The following is a 17,459-nucleotide window of genomic DNA, read 5'->3' as shown; positions in this document are numbered from 1 at the left end:
TGGTTTACACCATGTCTATTTCTGTGTTATCCCCAATATTAAAACTTTGAAATTTTCCTCGTATCACGGCATCATTTCCAATGATGGAGTGATTGAGTACCAGATCGGCTATCACGGTGAAATTGCCAATAATTGCGTCCTTTAATATGGCATGTTCAATTTGTGCTGAATCACCGATGGTCACTGACGGTCCAATAATTGAATTTTTTATTGTACAGTTTTTTCCAATGCTTACAGGAGGTACAATAATGGTTCCTGGAAAATCATAAATTCTGGACTCATCGTGTTGCCTTTCCAATAGTATGGCATTATTCTGCAAAAGGACTTCTTTTTTACCACAATCAAACCAATTCCTTACTTCCATAGTATCCAAAATATGTCCTTGTTCGACCATTCTCATCAAACCATCCGTAAGATGAAATTCATCTCGAGTTTTGAGATTATTTCTGATGTTATAGTCCAGTGCTTCAAATAAGTTTCCAAACTCTTTGATGAAGTATAAACCTACCAGGGCGAGATTGCTTTTTGGTATCAATGGTTTTTCGACAAGGCGCATGACATAGCCTTTATCGTTGAGTTCTACCACACCAAAATTGCGAGGATCAGAAACTTTTCTCACTGCAAGAGTGGAGTGCCTCGAATTGCTGATTACCTGATAATCCATATCCAATATCGAGTCACCTAGCTGAATAATGACTTCGTCGCCCGGATTTATAAGAGGTTGACAAGAATGTATCGCTTGTCCCAAACCCATTCTGTCTTCCTGGAGGATAAAACTTTTTTTGATCTTAGGATAATACTCTTGTACATAAGCTTTTATTTTTTCACCCATGTATCCGATGACAAAAATAAATTCTTCGGTTTCTGTCAGGATCAATTGGTCAAGGATAAATGAAATGATGGGTTTGCCTGCTACCGGAATGAGGGGCTTGGGTTGAGTATATGTGAGCGGTCTTAGTTTAGTGCCCGCACCGGCAACTGGGATGATGGCTTTCATATTAAAGTAGCATACAAATTTTATTCCAATCGCGACTGTCTCCAGCATGTGTGGAATCAGAGCTTAGTAGATTATTCAAAACTGTCCATTCACTCCATAAGAAGAACTTATTCTTCATAGACTATGATCTGCAAGAATCTAAAATAGACACTTAACTCCAGACTAAAATTTCGGATACTCTGCTCCGCACCAATAGTATAGCTGCCAGTATAGTAATCATACCATTTGGTTCCTGCAGGTACCCAAATCTGACGAGAAATGTCCTGTGCGATGTTGAATTCAAATCCCATTGCTGCTACTTTGCTGACCCTAGATTCAGCTCCTAATCTCAGGGAAATTCCATAGTTATATTTACGAACGAAGTCCCTGTAACTTTCCTGGATCTCAAATTTAGTTTTTGCAGTGTATTCCCCTCTCAGACCTAATGCGTAAAATGCCTGAAGTTTGGTAGGAGTTTTGATAAAACGTTTCATTCCAAGCTCCAGGACAATATTGTGAAATTGCATTGAAAAGCTTCCTCCCTTGGACACATTTCCATTTAAATCTATAAATCTTGAATAACGAAATGCACTTCCTCTCGTATGGTAACCGAGCTGCCCGTAAATAGTATTTCTGGTATCTCCTGATCCTTCACTATCGGCAAAAATATCCACGCTAAATTTAGTCAAGGGCTGCCGGGAAGTTCCTCCCCATTTTTGAAACCCCAGCGAAGGACCTGTTTTGAACCCAAACCCATTGGCTTGTCCGAACACACCGCCAATCATAGTTAGGCTGCATACACATGCGATCAGGTACTTATACTTTTTGTTCATTTGTTTTTGATTCAGTAATAGTTAAACAAAATTACGATGAGATGATTTGCGTTAAGGTTAAATTAATTTACTGCCATTTTGTCATTTCATTTTTAGACTTATTCTATCTTTGTGCCTTTAAATTCAGTTGTTTGACGAACAAAATGTCAGATTTTGTTCAGTTGTAAAAGCTTACTATGTTCGACGAAAGTACTACACTTCATACTTTAGATGAATCTCGACAAGGGGAAGCATTGGTCTTTGAAGCCGAAGTGTTGAGGCCGGCAGGGACAAAGTATTATATAGAAAGTTATGGCTGTCAGATGAATTTCAGTGATTCAGAGATAGTCGCATCTATATTGGCCCAACAAGGTATGATGAGTACCAGAGATGTGACAGATGCCGATTTGATCTTTCTGAATACCTGTTCAATAAGGGAGAAAGCAGAGGAGACCGTTCGAAAACGCCTGAAAGAACTTTCTCATCTCAAGAAAAAGAAACCGGAACTACTTGTGGGAGTATTGGGCTGCATGGCGGAGCGACTCAAAAGCAAGTTTCTTGAGGAGGAAAGATTGGTTGACCTTGTAGTCGGCCCAGATGCTTATCGAGACATTGGTCAGTTAGTAAATAAAGCTGCGGATGGGGATAAAGCGGTGAATGTGTTTTTGTCCAGAGAAGAGACATATGCAGATATAGCGCCTGTCAGACTTGATTCTAACGGTGTGACCGCATTTATCTCTATCATGCGTGGCTGCGATAATATGTGCTCATTTTGCGTTGTTCCTTATACTAGAGGAAGAGAGCGAAGCAGAGATATGTTCAGTATTATAGCAGAAGCAGAAGACCTTTTTCATCAAGGCTACCGCGAGGTAACTTTATTAGGTCAAAATGTCGACAGTTATAAATGGACCAACCCGGAATCAGGCCGGGTAGTGACTTTTGATCAACTTCTGGAACATGTAGCACAGGTCAATCCAGCTCTGAGGATCCGCTTTTCAACTTCTCACCCTAAGGATATTTCTGACAGGCTCATAGAGATCATGGCAAAGTATCCGAATATCTGTAAGTATATCCACTTGCCTGTGCAGTCAGGAAATAGCAGAATTTTAGAGTTGATGAATAGGACATACGATGCTGAATGGTATAAAAACCGGGTATCTAAAATCTATTCCATCATGCCGGAGTGCGCCATTTCATCAGACATTATCGCTGGCTTTTGCACTGAAACAGAAACAGAACACAATGATACCTTAGAGATGATGCGTTATGCTCGCTATAGTATGAGCTATATGTTCATGTATTCTGAGAGACCTGGTACACCTGCAGCTCGCAAGTTGAAGGATGATATACCTGATGCAATCAAAAAGTTCAGACTCAATGAAATTATCAGACTACAAAACCAACTCAGTTATGAGCACAATAATGCCGATATCGGCAAGGTGTTTGAAGTTTTAATTGAAGGGGATAGTAAAAAATCGGCTGAAGATTTCAAAGGCCGTAATTCACAAAACAAAATGCTTGTATTTCCTAAAAAAGAATCCTATCGCCCCGGAGACTATGTAAAAGTTAAAGTACTTTCTGCTAGCAGCGCAACATTGGCAGGTATAATCGTAGAATAAGAATGGTAAGCGATTCAATACAAAGTATCAAACAGAGATTTGGGATCATAGGTCGATCCGAAAAGCTCCACCAGGCACTCGACACTGCTGTCCGGGTGGCTTCCACTGATCTTACAGTTTTAATCACGGGAGAAAGCGGAACCGGGAAAGAAGTTTTTTCAAAGATCATCCACCAGCTCAGTCCAAGAAAGCACAATGCTTTCATTGCTGTAAACTGCGGCGCAATCCCTGCCGGGACAATTAACTCAGAGTTGTTTGGTCACGAAAAAGGATCTTTCACCGGCGCTACGGGGGAAAGAAAAGGTTATTTTGAAACCGCTGATGGAGGTACTATTTTTCTCGATGAAATTGGAGAAATGCCGATGGACACCCAAGCCTTTCTATTGCGTATATTAGAATCGGGTGAATTCATAAGAGTAGGATCCTCTAAAGTGCTCAAAACCAATGTCAGGGTCATAGCTGCCACCAATGTCAATCTCTTGGAGAAGGTAAACAAAGGAAAGTTTCGAGAAGATCTATATTACCGACTGAATACAGTTCCAATTAGAATTCCGGCCCTCAAGGAAAGGAGAGAAGATATCTTACTGCTTTTCAAAAAGTTCGCTAAGGATTTTGCAGAAAAGTACAAGACATCGGCAATTGAGCTGGATGAGAAAAGTACTGAGTGGTTGCTCTCTTATCCCTGGCCCGGCAATGTCCGCGAATTGAGAAATGCAGTCGAACAACTCTCTGTGTTGAGCGATCAGAAACTCATCCATTCTGACCAATTGGAAAGAATAATTCCAGATATACGTAGTACCCATCTTCCAAGTTTGAAGGGTGATGGAAATGATCATATGAGCTTTCAGGAAAGGGAAATCTTGTACAAGTTGCTCTTTGAGATGAAGCAAGATCTCAATCAACTCAAAAGCATGTTTTTTCAAATGGCACAGGTCAATGACCTTGAAATTCCCAATGCGATGATGCCTTATAAAAGTGTGATGTCCCAACCTCTGTACAATGGCAATTCATCGAACTGGTCTGATGAGCATAATTACAATAAAGAAATGACGGAGAGCTCAGACAAGCCAAGGATTATAGGAAAAAATACAGAAGTCTTCCATCCTGTAGAAATGGTAGAAGAGAAACTTTCTATTGAAGAAATGGAAAAGGAAATGATCCGAAAAGCTTTGAAAAAATTCAATGGAAAAAGGAAAGATGCCGCTGATGAACTGGGGATATCAGAGCGGACGTTATATAGAAAAATCAACTTCTACCATCTAGACTCATGAGGTATTTCTGGTATTTTGCTCCGGTTCTGTTTTTGCTGAATTCCTGCAGCCTTTCATTCAAAGGTATAGTAGTTCCAGAAGGTGTTGAATCTTTTTATATTGAAAGTTTGGAGGATATTACGTCTAATTCCCCTCCGATGTACACAGTAAACTTGGCGGAAGATATGTCCAACAAATTCAGAAAAGACAGCAGGTTAAAATATATAGAGCAAGGTGCAGATATGGTCTTCAATTGCAAAGTGATCGAGTTTGGAGTAAGCTCACAAGCTGCAAATGCAGAAGGATATTCCTCCTTAAACCGATTGACTATCAGCTTAGAAGTGGAAAGCAAATTTGACAAAGACGAAAAAAAATCCTGGAAGAAGAATTTTACTCGCTATGTAGATTATGATGCAAACATAAATTTCGATTCCGAAAGCGAAAGATTAACCAAGGAGGTCAATGCATTATTGATTCAAGATGTGTTCAATGTCGCTTTTTCGAATTGGTAACTTTCATTCAAATAGCAAAATATGGATTCTGAGAATAGAAATAAACCGAGTGAGGTGGATCAAACGAACTTTGATTTCCCATTATCAGCATATTATTGGAAAGTAAATGAGGATGTGCTGAGTGAAAGAGCTTTGGCGGGATTGCCCGATCCAATGTTTGTTGATCCAAGAAGACGTAGGATAGAATTAACAGAAAAAAAGAAATTCTCTGACGCTGAGACAAAACCAGCGCAAGACAGCATAGTGGATCGTAGCAATTCAGTTATTGAGTCAAATGACCAAGAACTTCCAGAGGTCAAATCCGATGCGAGAGTTCAATCGGTAGAACCAAAACCTAGTGACAAAAAGCAAGAGCTGATTAACGATGAGATCAAAGGGAATATTCTCACCGAAAAATCTCACAATAAAAAGGAACCCATTACAAAAGAAATGGATAGAGCATTGCCGCCGCCATCTGCTAAGAATTTGAAATCTAAAGATTTAGGAGAAAAGAAAAAGCCAATTGCAATCTCTAAGACCAAAGATTCTGAATCAAAGGATCAGAGACCAAAGAAGGAACAAGCTAAATCTGTTTCGAGAGAAATGATAAAGTCAGCGGAGCCCAAATCCAACTTTGCCAGTTCGGACAGAATTCCTTCAGGTTATGTTGAATGGCTATTGCATTTCAAATCCTCTACTGACGAGCAGGGTAGAAAAAAAGCGAAAGCTGAAATGAATACTAAACTTAAGGAAAATGCCGAATCGCCAAAAAAGTCAAAAAGAACAGAAAAGTCTGTCTCACAGATAGAGGATCATGTCGTTCTGGATGAAAAAGTCATTAGCGAGACACTAGCTGCATTACTAGCTCAGCAAGGCCATACTGAACAAGCTAAACAGATGTATCAAAAATTGGCCCGGAAGTTTCCGGAAAAAAGTTCTATCTTTGCGTCTCTTATTGAAAAACTATAAAATTTATCAGATATGTTGCCTCTAGTTACCGTTCTGATCGCAATAATCAGTGTTCTTTTGATCGCGGTTATACTTATTCAGAACCCGAAAGGTGGTGGTATTGACTCTACCTTTGGTGGAAGTCAGGCAAATCAAATGTTTGGTGCTGCACGCTCGGCAGATTTTGTCGAAAAGCTTACTTGGTACTTGGCAGCGGCATTATTGGTACTTTGTATTGTAGCTGCAATCATGGCAGGTGCTGGAGCAGAGAGCTTGCCAACTCCGGAAGTGCCACCAACAAATACTCCGCAGTAAATTTATCTTTCCTTTTGGGTTAAAGCAAATTGAGCTGTTCATCCGGACTGGTATAATCCTTTATTCTATTACTCAAAGGGCATCAAATTGCGAAAATCTGTCTGGTTTTGTCAGGAATTACTGACAAATTTACCTGAATGTCATGCTGGCATAGTTCATGATATATTGGGTTGTTTCAAAAAATATTTTTCAACAACTTATTCTATTTCTATATGAAACCAATTAATGATCGAGTAATTATCAAGCCCGCTTCAGCGGATGAGAAAACAAAAGGTGGAATCATCATTCCGGATACTGCAAAAGAAAAGCCTCAGAGGGGTGAAGTCGTTGCAGTAGGCCCTGGAAAAGATGGCAATATGATGACAGTAAGCAAAGGAGACATTGTCCTTTATGGCAAATATTCAGGGCAAGAGTTCCAATACAAAGGTGCAGACTATCTGATCATGCGTGAAGATGATATCCTCGTGATCATAGACTAACTCTCCCTGAGAAAATTAAATTTTAAAGAATATCAAAAACTAAAATAAAATGGCAAAAGAAATAAGTTTTAAAGCAGATTCTCGTGAAAAATTGAAATCCGGAATCGACAAATTGGCTAATGCCGTAAAGGTTACCCTTGGACCTAAAGGAAGAAATGTAGTCATACAAAAGAGCTTCGGCGCTCCTCAAATTACAAAAGACGGCGTAACCGTTGCAAAAGAAGTTGAACTCGAAGACGCAGTTGAGAACATGGGGGCTCAAATGCTTAAAGAAGTCGCATCTAAGACAGCCGATATAGCAGGAGATGGTACGACTACAGCTACTGTTTTGGCTCAAGCAATGGTGACGGCAGGAATGAAATATGTTGCCGCAGGTGCAAATCCTATGGATCTTAAAAGAGGTATTGATAAGGCGGTTCAAGCAGTAACTGCTGACCTTAAAAAACAATCAGAGCAAATCGGGAACGACATAGGAAAAATAAAGCAAGTAGGTTCTATCTCTGCTAACAATGACGAAGAGATTGGTGGTTTAATTGCTGATGCGATGAAGAGAGTCTCCAAAGATGGGGTCATCACTGTCGAAGAGGCAAAAGGTACCAATACTTATGTGGAGGAAGTAATCGGGATGCAGTTTGATAGAGGTTATTTGTCGCCATATTTTATTACAAACGCAGACAAAATGATCGCTGAGTATGACAACCCTTACATATTGATCACTGACAAAAAGATCTCCAACATGCAGGAGATCGTACCAGTGTTGGAAAAAGTGGTGTCTTCAGGTCGCCCTTTATTAATTATTGCAGAAGATGTGGATAGCCAAGCTCTTGGAGTATTGGTCGTAAATAGACTTCGTGCAAATTTGAAAGTTGTTGCTGTAAAAGCTCCGGGATTTGGTGACCGCCGAAAAGCAATGTTGGAAGATATCGCTGTATTGACAAATGGTACTGTGATCTCTGAAGAAAAAGGTTACAAGCTGGAAAACGCAGAACTATCTGACCTCGGGCAAGCAGAAAAGATTGAAACGGACAAAGACAATACAACGATTGTTAATGGCAAAGGTCAAAAGAAAATGATCGATGCTCGTATCAATCAGATCAAAGTTCAAATCGGAGAGACAAGCTCAGATTATGACAAAGAGAAACTGCAGGAGCGTTTAGCAAAATTGGCCGGTGGGGTAGCAGTGCTTTACGTTGGAGCCGCTACTGAAGTTGAAATGAAAGAGAAAAAAGACAGAGTGGACGATGCTTTGCACGCTACTCGTGCAGCTGTCGAAGAAGGAATCGTTTGTGGAGGTGGCGTTGCTCTTTTGAGAGCAATCGATAGTCTGGAAAAAGTCAAAGCAAATAATGAGGATGAAAAGATAGGTGTAGAAATTGTAAAGAAAGCTCTTGAATCACCTCTCAGAGTGATTGCAGAAAATGCTGGCGTTGAGGGCAGTGTAGTTGCGATGAACGTTAAAGCAAAAAAAGGATCTTTCGGATACAATGCCAGAACAGATGTGTACGAAGACTTGAAGAAAGCCGGAGTGATCGATCCAACCAAAGTTACTAGAATCGCTCTTGAGAACGCAGGATCTATTGCCGGCATGGTGTTGATGACGGAGTGTGTGATTAGCGACAAGCCAAAAGAAGACAAAGGTCACGCTCATCCGCATCCGGGAGGCATGGATGGAATGATGTAATCCTCGATCAAAAACAAATATTGACTTATAATAGGTCTGCTGTTATCCGGCAGACCTTTTTTTTTATCTATGATTTTGGGAAAACGGAGCAGTTAACCCATTTCTTGTTTTGAGATTTGTCACAAGAGGTAAATCTCAGCTGCAATAATTATCGTCTATAGTTAGAAACTCATCCCTTGGTTCTTTTCAAAAAAAAATCCCGTCCGCAAGGACAGGATTTCTGTTTTTCGTTTTGAAATAGGTTTTTACGAATTGCTTTTTTGTTTTCTTTTGAAGGAAATAGCCGGTTGAAGGCACCAACCGGCTATTATAATCCCATGAACATATCCAAACTAGCTTACTTTATAAATATAATCTCATGAACTTCTTCGCTTAGATGGTTCGGGAGACTTGTTAATAGAAGCCCGGCCATTTAGCCAGACTTCCTATTAACAAATTTTAATCCCATGAACATATCCGAATTTTACGGTCGCTGATACGTTTACCAGCATTCTGATTGTAATTCTTCCCTTTGTTAAACAATCACGATACAATTATCCGACGATTTCCGAGAGCCCACAAGTACAAAAAAATGGCATTATCACATATAAATAATTTATATATTTATATTATTTAATGTAAAAAGCACTAAATATTAGTTTGTTATAAATTTAATTTATAAAACTGATGCTTATAAAATCTGAAGAAATCATTTTTTTGTAGGTGCGTGAGCTCAATTTTTTTTTATTAAAAATCTAGAAAGGGCTGAAAATGTCCGGATTTTGAAGGTAAGTGGTGTCTGTGAGGGTCTTCAAAAAGCTGATCAACTGCTTTTTTTGTTTATTACTCAGACGCAAAGGATAGATCAAAGGATTTTTGTTGGGGCTGCCATGACCACCAGAATTATAGTGTTCCACCACCTCTTCTAAAGTTTTAAACCTTCCATCTTTCATATATGGAGCAGTCAAGGCGATATTAAACAGAGTTGGTGCTTTAAACTTGCCGGTATCAGCACTCACCCCTGTAATTTTACCTCTTCCAGGGTCTTTGAATTCACTGTAACTCGCTGCAGAGTCCAATCCGTTGTTGAAAAAGTCATTGGCAGTAAAAAAAGGAACTGCATGACAATGGTTACATTCAGCATCTTGCAATAGCGGATCCAAATCAAAAAACATATCGTGCCCGGTTTGCTCATCATCAGAGAAAAATATCTCCCCTCGCTTCTGTTTGAAAAAAATGCTGTTTTGTCCGGTGACCAAAATTCTTTCAAATTGTGATATGGCTTTGGCTGCTAGTTCTTTTGAGATTTCTTTCCTGGATTGGATGCCAAAAGCTTTTCGAAACATAGCAGGATACAAAGGATGTCTCCTCAACTTTTCTTCAACATTTGGCCATTGTTCGTGCAATTCTACAGGATTTTCAACAGGTTGTAGCGCTTGATCTTCCAGAGTAGGTGCCCGACCATCCCAAAAGTATCCTTTCGATGCATATACTGCATTCAGCACACTCATGGAACTCCTTGAACCCAACTCTCCCGTGACACCTTTGCTGAATGCTACATTGTCAGTAAAGGCCGTTCGTGGATTGTGGCAACTAGCGCAAGACAATGAACTATCTGATGACAGAATCGGATCATAAAACAAATGCCTGCCTAATTGTACGCCCTCAGCACTCAGTGGATTGTCAGGAATGGTGGCCGGTTTTGGAAAGTCCGAAGGGTAATCTATCTTATATTCAGATGGAGAATATGCAATATTCGTCAGGTCCGTTTCTCCCTTTTGATCAGAAGGCTCCTGATTACAAGAAGAAGCTATTGTGAATAGGATTGAGAATATGACTAAATACTGCCTAACCGAATCCATTATTTAATTGAAAAAGAATTCTTAAAGTGGTCCATAAAAATAAATATCCTAGTATCATCCAGATCATGAAATATCGGATCTGAAATGATATCCAGATAATTTTGTTGATCGCCAAACAATCGTTTATGGTCCAACTCCAAAGTCAGAGCAGTTGTTGCATCATCATCGATTTCAATAATTTTGTTGAGTACGACCTGCTGCATTAGGGTATCAAATCCACTATGAAAAGCGAAACTCTTGGATATACCTTTTGAGTTGGTTATGTTGCCCTCGGTTTTTGAGAATATATAGCTTTTCCAGCCAGCCCAATAATTAGTGCCTTCACTCAAAGGGTCTCCCACTTGAAAGTCCGCAGGATCTTTTTTATTGAGTTCCGGCGGAAGTCCAATTTTAAATCTGATTTGTGAATAGTTTCCTTCCGGAATATTGGCCAGATGAATATGTACTCCGGCTTCAGCTTTGGTCAAGTTTGTATGATCATTGAATTCAATAAAATCATAATCTTTTAATAGCGCGGTGTCAGTTCCTTTGACCAATTCGATATCACTTATAAACCACTCTGATCTTGAAAAATTGATGTCTGACCCATCAAAATACTTGTAATTTTGGTTCATGACTAAAGCTTCACCATTGTATCGGCCTTTGATCGTTAAACCCAATTCGCCGTGTCCTTCATGATTTTTATCACCACATGACGTGAGACCCATTACAATAATGAGTAGCAGTCCAATTTTATTCATATATAGTTTTTAAAAGCAAATGTTTTGCTTCGGGTACAAAAGATAGAGTTAAGATACTACATTTATTTTTAAATTGAAGAACTCTGTAGCAACTTTACTCCGCACTTAATTAAAAACGATTAGGTTCAAGGCTTGGTTCATTATTGAGTATTATTGTTGCTGCCTTGTTGCTTGATTTGGATCTCGTATTCTTTGGCTAATTTTTTAACCAGATTTTTTACCTGAAAGGAGAATTCTTTTTCCAACATCCAGTAATAGTAGTTTTTATCTTCATAAAGCACCTTGTCGGCTTTCCTTCCGATGTATTTGCCAAAATTGAAGACAATATTGCCTTGCTCATCATAACGAAATTTCTGAGTGGCATCCGGGGTTCTCAAATCATTGGTAAAGTCATGTAAAGCTTGCATGTCATTGCGAACAGGATTGGGTGTAGTGTTTCCATCTTCATCAATAAAATCCTGGCCTTTATACCGTTGTAATTGTCCTTTCAAAATTTCAACTGTAGCGCGTATATCCGACAAGGCGTCATGAGCATTTTCTAATTCTGAATTGCAGTAAAATTGGTAAGCAGCCTTAAGGGTTCTTGGCTCCATTTTGTAAAAAATTCGTTGGATGTCGATCAGGCGTCTGTTCTCAATTTGGAGGTCAAACCCATATCTGGCTAATTCTTCCATGAGAATGGGCACATCAAAACGGTTACTGTTGTATCCTGCTAAATCAGAATTGCCGATAAAATCGAAAATTTTCTGAGCCACTTGCTGAAATGTGGGTTTATTAGCCAGGTCAGCCGGCGTTATACCATGTACGCCCATGGCTTCTTCAGATATCGGTATTCCGGGATTGATCAACAGACTGAGTTCCCTAACTTCTCCTCCCTCGTGTGGGTATCGTAGCATGGCAATCTGTAAAATTCGATCTCTGATCACATGCAATCCTGTGGTTTCGACATCAAAGAAAACGATGTCGCGATCCAATTGGAATGGAACATCTATCATTTAGTTGAGTCTATTCTGGTATTGAAAAGTTGTTGGTCCAGACTGAGTCTGCCGGGTCCCAACAGGTAAATCACATAAAATGCTGCCAAGTACAAAATGGCCAACTCTTTTTTCTCTAAAGGGTCACTCCCATGCACAATAAAAACTGCAACCAACATCGTAATCATCAAAGGTATACAGGCTAGTCGAGTGCACAACCCGATCATCACAAAGCCTGCACAAAATAACTCTGCAAATACACTGAGATACAATGAAGGCGTTTCGCCCAATCCTATAGGATCTACAAACTGGATGTCTCCTGATAACATCATATGAAACTTTCCCCAGCCATGAACAAACATCAATGCACCAAATATTACTCTTAGTAAGAGTACACTGAAATCTGACCTGACTGAATATAAAGGTGGCACCAGCCAAGCGATAAATTTCTTCATAGATTTTTGATTATTTATTGTCATTAAAAAATCCTCCTTCTTTTGCATCCTCCTGAATCCCATGTAATTGGACTGGTTTGACTTGCTTCTTCATTCTGATGTTCAAAAACTCAACAAAAAGAGAAAAAGCAATAGCAAAATAAAGATAACCTTTAGGTATAGATCCCACTTCCTCACCTCCAATCTTTATATGTGCAATATGAGCTCCTTCAGCTATCAAAGTGAATCCAATTAGGATCAAAAAGGATAAGCCTAACATTTGAACCGTAGGATGATCATTGACAAATTTTCCTACAGGATAGGCAAACGCCACCATAATTAGTATAGATACAATCACAGCGGCAATCATGATCCACAAAGCGCCATGCACACCATTTGTCATTCCGACTGCGGTGAGAATGGAATCCAATGAAAAAATAAGATTGATCAATGTTATCTGCAAAATAGCGCTGGTAAAATTCAGTTTTTTCTTATTCTGGCCTTGGGAATTTGGATCGTCAGCCTCGAGTTTATGATGGATTTCGGTGACGGATTTATACAAGAGAAAAATACCGCCAATGATGAGGATCAGGCTTTGAAGTGAGAAACCTCCACTGAGCCAGCCAAAATCCAAATGAAAAAGTGCTGCCTGCATGGCTGCGAGGTAGCTCAACCCAAATAGTAACATGATTCTCAGCACCATAGCCGCAAGTAGGCCGAGATTAGTCGCTCTTTTCCGGTCATTCTCTTCCAGTCTGCTAGAAGTGATAGAAATAAAAATAATATTGTCCACACCCAGGACGATTTCAAGAAAAGTTAATGTGAGGAAGCTTATCCAAACTTCAACAGAGCCTAGCATCGGGATCTCGTACATGATTCTAAGTTTTTGTGCGAATGCGCAATGATACGTAAAATCATGCAAACTCAAAAGAGTGAATAGCTTATACTAATTCCAGGTTCTACAATCAAAAGCTTTTGCTGATCCTGATCAGTCCACTCATAAATGTATGCTTTTCATCAAAGCCTGTTGATTTTTTTGTTCTTGAGAGCATGTCCTGTAAAAAATGAACACCTATCGAGGATGTCAAAGTTTTCGTGAATCTGTAATTGAGACCAATTTCTGCCTTGAATTGAGCATTTCCAAATTTTTTGAATGCAACATCCTGATAATTATAAAATAGAACTCGAGAAGATGCTTGAGGTAAATGTCCAGTATTTAACGAGAAGATGCTTAGGGTAGCTCCTACATCAGCAAAAACAGAATATCGTCTCGAGATTGCTTTTTCAACGCCAATCAGCAAAGGGATCTGAACAGTCATGAATTTATTGAAAAGTTTGTAATCATAATTATAAACCTGATCTGTCCACACATCTCCATAGATTTCCCTGATTTCGCCGTTTTGATATTTTTCTATTCTGAGAAGTCTGTCTTGCAGGAGTAATTTTTGAGTGGAGACTTCTGAATATTCTATCTTATTGAATAATAATTGGAATTCGATTCCGGTTTGTATCCTGAGCATTCCCAGCTTCTTTCCTAACAGAAATTCGGATGAAAGTCCATCACATGCATGTTCTATACTGTCTCTTAAATTTATATGAGACGTTTGTTCCTCTGACGATGCCTTTGATTGGTAAAAAGATGGTCCGTACGAAATGGAAGCACTCCACCACATTTGTTTTGGATTTGAATGTGAGATGATCTTCTTTTCTACAGGAATTAACTCAACCAGAGGAAATGCCGAATTGGTTTGATCCTGAGAAGTTGTCACTTTTAATTGAAGCGGAAGAATACTTTTGAATTCTATATTCATTGCGTTTTTAGTATTCATCTGGTTTGCATTCTCACTTATCAATTCTTTTGTATGCTTTGGAGATATAGTTTCTTGGGTTACAGTTTGGTTTGAGCTGAAATTTTCTTGTTGTTTGGAATAAAAATTGTCTGAAGTAGATGGTGTAAGATTTTTTTGAGAACTAGATTTTTCTTGTGAGTTTACTTGATATTTTGTAGAGTTGGTTGATTCGCCTTGAACGATAGAGTGATTGTTGTAGTGAGTATTATTTAGGATTGGGTGTCTTTGTGAGTTGGTGTTAGAATATTCTTTTGAAATGATTTCAACGTTCATTTCTGATGAGTTAGATTTTGCTTCAGCCAAATTATCTTGGTCAGCTGAATTTACTGAAATAGTTGATAAATCTACCTTATTACCGGAAGACTTTGTTTCGTGTAAGGCAGATAATGTTGTCTGCTGTGAATTTAGGATAGAAGGACTAAAATCATTTTGATGGAAGTATAGTACTGACAGGGCTCCACTCAAACCTGCAAGAAGGAAAAAAAGGATCCATCTTCTGTTTTTATTTTTTTTACGTTGCTTGGTCAGTGATGCATGCAGTTTTGTCCACTGCGTATCCATATCATAAGGATATGGTGAATTTGCAAAATCACCCCATTGCTTAGTATCAAAATTCTGATTTCTCATAAAATTGATTTTTATGTTGGTGAATAAATTGTCTCAAATACCTTTTTGCTTTGGTAAGTTGTGATCGTGAAGTACCCTCTGTAATTTTCATGTGGGCCGCTATCTGTTTATGCGACCACCCTTCCATTACAAAAAGACAAAAAATATCTTTATAACCTTTTGGCAATCCATTCATAGCTGTTTGGAGTAATTCATGGGGGACTTCTTCAAATCCTCCATTGGTATCATCAGCAATATCCGGAATGGATTCAACTGGTAGGGAAGAGTATTGGATTTTTTTTGCTCTGATGATTTGCAAGATGGTATTTACACATACACGATACATCCAAGCTTCAAAATTTCCTTTGCTTTCTTCAAATTTGTCCATCTGTGAGTAGACGCGAATAAAACATTCCTGCATCATATCATCAGCCTCCTGCACATCCAGAGTGTATTTTCTGGCTAGAGCATGTATTTTTTTGGCATAAGCATAGAAGAATTCCCTTTCAGCTTTGAGCTCTCTTTTTTTACAACCGGATATAAGATCAGATAATTCCACAGCAATTTATCGTAGTTGGGACTTATGGAATTTCGGCTTTTAATATGATTTTGCCACTGTAAGTTTTTCCAGATTTTTTTTCTTCGATTGAACAAGCATCTAAAATAAAGTGAACGATTTCTTTAGATGACTTACCGGTAGCTTTGGCTTCGGATGTACCACAGGTGCTAAAATAAAATAGGTCCCCCGGATTCCCGATGATTGTTGGTATTTTAGTTGTAAAAAAGTATTCGCTAGAAAATTTGGGTCTCGCAAAGGCAAATCCATAACTCACCTGATTGCCATTGCCATCATCGTCCAGTGCTTCAAATAGGTAAGTTTCTGCTGTTGTATCTGCAGTTCTACTTACCTTAATATTGTTAATATGTTTTGTCAAATTGCCATAATGGACAGTCATTCCAAATAAATTAGATTGATCACAAACTTCAAGTGTTAATTCTGAATGAAGAATTCCGGAGTTAATATTCTTTATATTTCCTGTAATTTTATTTTTATAATCTACCGGTGTGCAATTCAGAGAGGCTGATGTACAAAAGTCAACCAGAGCTTTCACTTGGCCTAAAGAATCCGCCGGGAGGATGTGAAAATAATCATTTGATGGAGATTGGATTTTAAGATATGCTTGAGTATTGGGCAAGGAATTACAATCAATAATTTTAGCATTTAAGATTGTGTATGACTTTTCACTTTGAAAATAAACCTCTGGAGCAGTAGCTTGTAAGCCACTGTAAGCACCTAGTGGAATCGTATAGAGTTCAGAACCACACTCATTGAATATAACAAGGCTAAGTTGCTTGTTTTCTGGTACGAATACTCGATATTTTCCTGTGTTATTGGTTGTAAAATCATAGAAAAATCCACTGAGTTCATCTTTTATTCTGCCATAGATGATTACAGGTGATTGGTCGATTAAAATATTGCCCTGAAGTGCAGCATATTTTCCATTTTCGGCAACCGCAAGCATAGATGGATGTAAACTTTTAAACTGATATTTGGCATTTGTCATTTTTGTCGCGGTTGATTCCTCTTTCCACGCGGATATACTTTCGTCGATATAAAATGATTTTACAATATCTTTTGTCTGTGATTCAATAGATATCGATGTGGGTACTTCAAGCAAGACAGCTTTGGTCAAACTCAGTTTTTGATTTGAAATATTGCGAAATTCTATTGATAAGAAGGCATAAGGACTGAGCAAGCCATCGCTGCCATCCCTATTGATTGCCTGAAGATTGGTAGGTACAGTTCTGGAAGTGTTTGGGTCTGCCGGATCATACCACTTTGAAAAAACTCGCACGGTTCCTGAATAAGCCTGATTGTTTTGATCCACAAAGGAGTTAGGATCTATCTCAATTTTAACACCGTTTTGGAAATCAATTTTTTCACCTTTCTGAGCTTGAAAAGTCCAACCTCCTCCAAGTAATTTGGGCTGAATTGCGCGTAAATGAAGAGATCCCACATCGGCCAACTTGCTGTGTTGGAAAGCTTCGAAATAGTAAACATCTGAAAATTTCAATAAAAAGTTGTCTCTGTCAATTAATTCTTTGAAAGTGAAAAACCCGTCGTCATTGGTCAAGAGCATGTTTTTGGAGGTCTGAATTAATTGAGAACCGATGGGAGCCATATCTTCCGCCAGCAGTTCCCCTGTCATTGTCTGTTCCAGAGAAACACCAGGCGCAGGATCCGGATCCGGTGTAACTCCTGAGTTGATTTGGTCTTTTCTACACGAAATGCTGCTGACCAAAACAATGAAGAAAAAATTAATTGCCAGACGATTTAGTGACATGAATTTTTGAATAACAGTACGGTTTACAAGATAGAATATGCAGAAGCAAATAAAATGTTGCCTGTATTTGCAAGATTTAAAATAAAAATTGTCATCCT

General features: G+C 38.8%; 17 protein-coding genes. 7 read left to right on the top strand and 10 right to left on the bottom strand.

Translation table 11 applies throughout. The annotated features are described in order from the left end of the window. Positions 1 to 4: 4 nt before the first annotated feature. Both IPI99_01910 and IPI99_01905 read right to left on the bottom strand, forming a co-directional pair. Positions 5 to 997 carry a glucose-1-phosphate thymidylyltransferase gene (locus IPI99_01910; protein MBK7339266.1) on the bottom strand — a complete coding sequence of 331 codons (993 nt, stop codon included), beginning with the start codon at positions 995 to 997 and terminating at the stop codon, positions 5 to 7. Positions 998 to 1,104: 107 nt separating this feature from the next. Next, positions 1,105 to 1,809, bottom strand: coding sequence for a hypothetical protein (locus IPI99_01905; protein MBK7339265.1), 705 nt, complete (start codon positions 1,807 to 1,809; stop codon positions 1,105 to 1,107). A gap of 176 nt (positions 1,810 to 1,985) precedes the next feature. Between IPI99_01905 and miaB the strand changes: the two genes are divergently transcribed. The 7 genes from miaB to groL all read left to right on the top strand — a co-directional run bounded on the left by miaB (position 1,986) and on the right by groL (position 8,571). Further along, a complete protein-coding gene (gene miaB / locus IPI99_01900) occupies positions 1,986 to 3,407 on the top strand; it encodes a tRNA (N6-isopentenyl adenosine(37)-C2)-methylthiotransferase MiaB (GenBank protein ID MBK7339264.1) in 1,422 nt (473 codons plus the stop codon). Positions 3,408 to 3,409: 2 nt separating this feature from the next. Beyond that, positions 3,410 to 4,678 carry a sigma-54-dependent Fis family transcriptional regulator gene (locus IPI99_01895; protein MBK7339263.1) on the top strand — a complete coding sequence of 423 codons (1,269 nt, stop codon included), beginning with the start codon at positions 3,410 to 3,412 and terminating at the stop codon, positions 4,676 to 4,678. Next, positions 4,675 to 5,169: a hypothetical protein gene (locus IPI99_01890; protein ID MBK7339262.1), complete on the top strand. Its 495-nt coding sequence runs from the start codon at positions 4,675 to 4,677 to the stop codon at positions 5,167 to 5,169. The genes IPI99_01895 and IPI99_01890 overlap by 4 nt, the downstream gene beginning before the upstream one ends. A gap of 21 nt (positions 5,170 to 5,190) precedes the next feature. Next, positions 5,191 to 6,117: a hypothetical protein gene (locus IPI99_01885; protein ID MBK7339261.1), complete on the top strand. Its 927-nt coding sequence runs from the start codon at positions 5,191 to 5,193 to the stop codon at positions 6,115 to 6,117. A 12-nt stretch (positions 6,118 to 6,129) separates the two neighbouring features. After that, on the top strand, positions 6,130 to 6,411 hold the full coding sequence (gene secG, locus IPI99_01880) for a preprotein translocase subunit SecG (GenBank protein ID MBK7339260.1): 282 nt from the start codon (positions 6,130 to 6,132) through the stop codon (positions 6,409 to 6,411). 212 nt (positions 6,412 to 6,623) lie between these two features. Continuing rightward, positions 6,624 to 6,890 (top strand): co-chaperone GroES, encoded by a 267-nt coding sequence (locus IPI99_01875; GenBank protein ID MBK7339259.1) that lies wholly within the window; start codon positions 6,624 to 6,626, stop codon positions 6,888 to 6,890. A 49-nt stretch (positions 6,891 to 6,939) separates the two neighbouring features. Next, the gene (gene groL / locus IPI99_01870) at positions 6,940 to 8,571 is read left to right on the top strand and encodes a chaperonin GroEL (protein ID MBK7339258.1); all 1,632 of its coding nucleotides are present in this window, start codon (positions 6,940 to 6,942) and stop codon (positions 8,569 to 8,571) included. Positions 8,572 to 9,305: 734 nt separating this feature from the next. On the opposite strand, the gene IPI99_01865 is transcribed toward groL, so the two are convergent. From IPI99_01865 to IPI99_01830, 8 genes are all read right to left on the bottom strand, one after another. Beyond that, a complete protein-coding gene (locus IPI99_01865) occupies positions 9,306 to 10,412 on the bottom strand; it encodes a cytochrome C peroxidase (GenBank protein MBK7339257.1) in 1,107 nt (368 codons plus the stop codon). Continuing rightward, positions 10,412 to 11,152 (bottom strand): hypothetical protein, encoded by a 741-nt coding sequence (locus IPI99_01860; GenBank protein ID MBK7339256.1) that lies wholly within the window; start codon positions 11,150 to 11,152, stop codon positions 10,412 to 10,414. The genes IPI99_01865 and IPI99_01860 overlap by 1 nt, the downstream gene beginning before the upstream one ends. A gap of 140 nt (positions 11,153 to 11,292) precedes the next feature. Beyond that, positions 11,293 to 12,147 (bottom strand): 3'-5' exonuclease, encoded by an 855-nt coding sequence (locus IPI99_01855; protein MBK7339255.1) that lies wholly within the window; start codon positions 12,145 to 12,147, stop codon positions 11,293 to 11,295. Further along, complete coding sequence (locus IPI99_01850; protein MBK7339254.1) at positions 12,144 to 12,581, bottom strand: DoxX family protein; 438 nt, start codon at positions 12,579 to 12,581, stop codon at positions 12,144 to 12,146. The genes IPI99_01855 and IPI99_01850 overlap by 4 nt, the downstream gene beginning before the upstream one ends. 10 nt (positions 12,582 to 12,591) lie before the next feature. Then, positions 12,592 to 13,434 (bottom strand): TerC family protein, encoded by an 843-nt coding sequence (locus IPI99_01845; GenBank protein ID MBK7339253.1) that lies wholly within the window; start codon positions 13,432 to 13,434, stop codon positions 12,592 to 12,594. Positions 13,435 to 13,525: 91 nt separating this feature from the next. Next, positions 13,526 to 15,037: a hypothetical protein gene (locus IPI99_01840; protein ID MBK7339252.1), complete on the bottom strand. Its 1,512-nt coding sequence runs from the start codon at positions 15,035 to 15,037 to the stop codon at positions 13,526 to 13,528. Next, positions 15,018 to 15,575: a sigma-70 family RNA polymerase sigma factor gene (locus tag IPI99_01835; protein MBK7339251.1), complete on the bottom strand. Its 558-nt coding sequence runs from the start codon at positions 15,573 to 15,575 to the stop codon at positions 15,018 to 15,020. The genes IPI99_01840 and IPI99_01835 overlap by 20 nt, the downstream gene beginning before the upstream one ends. Before the next feature lie 22 nt (positions 15,576 to 15,597). Continuing rightward, positions 15,598 to 17,361: a hypothetical protein gene (locus IPI99_01830; protein ID MBK7339250.1), complete on the bottom strand. Its 1,764-nt coding sequence runs from the start codon at positions 17,359 to 17,361 to the stop codon at positions 15,598 to 15,600. Between the last annotated feature and the right edge of the window lie 98 nt (positions 17,362 to 17,459).

Source organism: Saprospiraceae bacterium (genome assembly GCA_016710235.1).
GTDB lineage: Bacteria > Bacteroidota > Bacteroidia > Chitinophagales > Saprospiraceae > Vicinibacter.
This window is presented reverse-complemented; position numbering and strand designations above follow the sequence as displayed.

Coding starts and splice junctions, on each gene's coding strand:
- IPI99_01910 (MBK7339266.1), bottom strand. CDS start 997: ATGAAAGCCATCATCCCAGTTGCCGGTGCGGGCACTAAACTAAGACCG.
- IPI99_01905 (MBK7339265.1), bottom strand. CDS start 1,809: ATGAACAAAAAGTATAAGTACCTGATCGCATGTGTATGCAGCCTAACT.
- miaB (MBK7339264.1), top strand. CDS start 1,986: ATGTTCGACGAAAGTACTACACTTCATACTTTAGATGAATCTCGACAA.
- IPI99_01895 (MBK7339263.1), top strand. CDS start 3,410: ATGGTAAGCGATTCAATACAAAGTATCAAACAGAGATTTGGGATCATA.
- IPI99_01890 (MBK7339262.1), top strand. CDS start 4,675: ATGAGGTATTTCTGGTATTTTGCTCCGGTTCTGTTTTTGCTGAATTCC.
- IPI99_01885 (MBK7339261.1), top strand. CDS start 5,191: ATGGATTCTGAGAATAGAAATAAACCGAGTGAGGTGGATCAAACGAAC.
- secG (MBK7339260.1), top strand. CDS start 6,130: ATGTTGCCTCTAGTTACCGTTCTGATCGCAATAATCAGTGTTCTTTTG.
- IPI99_01875 (MBK7339259.1), top strand. CDS start 6,624: ATGAAACCAATTAATGATCGAGTAATTATCAAGCCCGCTTCAGCGGAT.
- groL (MBK7339258.1), top strand. CDS start 6,940: ATGGCAAAAGAAATAAGTTTTAAAGCAGATTCTCGTGAAAAATTGAAA.
- IPI99_01865 (MBK7339257.1), bottom strand. CDS start 10,412: ATGGATTCGGTTAGGCAGTATTTAGTCATATTCTCAATCCTATTCACA.
- IPI99_01860 (MBK7339256.1), bottom strand. CDS start 11,152: ATGAATAAAATTGGACTGCTACTCATTATTGTAATGGGTCTCACGTCA.
- IPI99_01855 (MBK7339255.1), bottom strand. CDS start 12,147: ATGATAGATGTTCCATTCCAATTGGATCGCGACATCGTTTTCTTTGAT.
- IPI99_01850 (MBK7339254.1), bottom strand. CDS start 12,581: ATGAAGAAATTTATCGCTTGGCTGGTGCCACCTTTATATTCAGTCAGG.
- IPI99_01845 (MBK7339253.1), bottom strand. CDS start 13,434: ATGTACGAGATCCCGATGCTAGGCTCTGTTGAAGTTTGGATAAGCTTC.
- IPI99_01840 (MBK7339252.1), bottom strand. CDS start 15,037: ATGAGAAATCAGAATTTTGATACTAAGCAATGGGGTGATTTTGCAAAT.
- IPI99_01830 (MBK7339250.1), bottom strand. CDS start 17,361: ATGTCACTAAATCGTCTGGCAATTAATTTTTTCTTCATTGTTTTGGTC.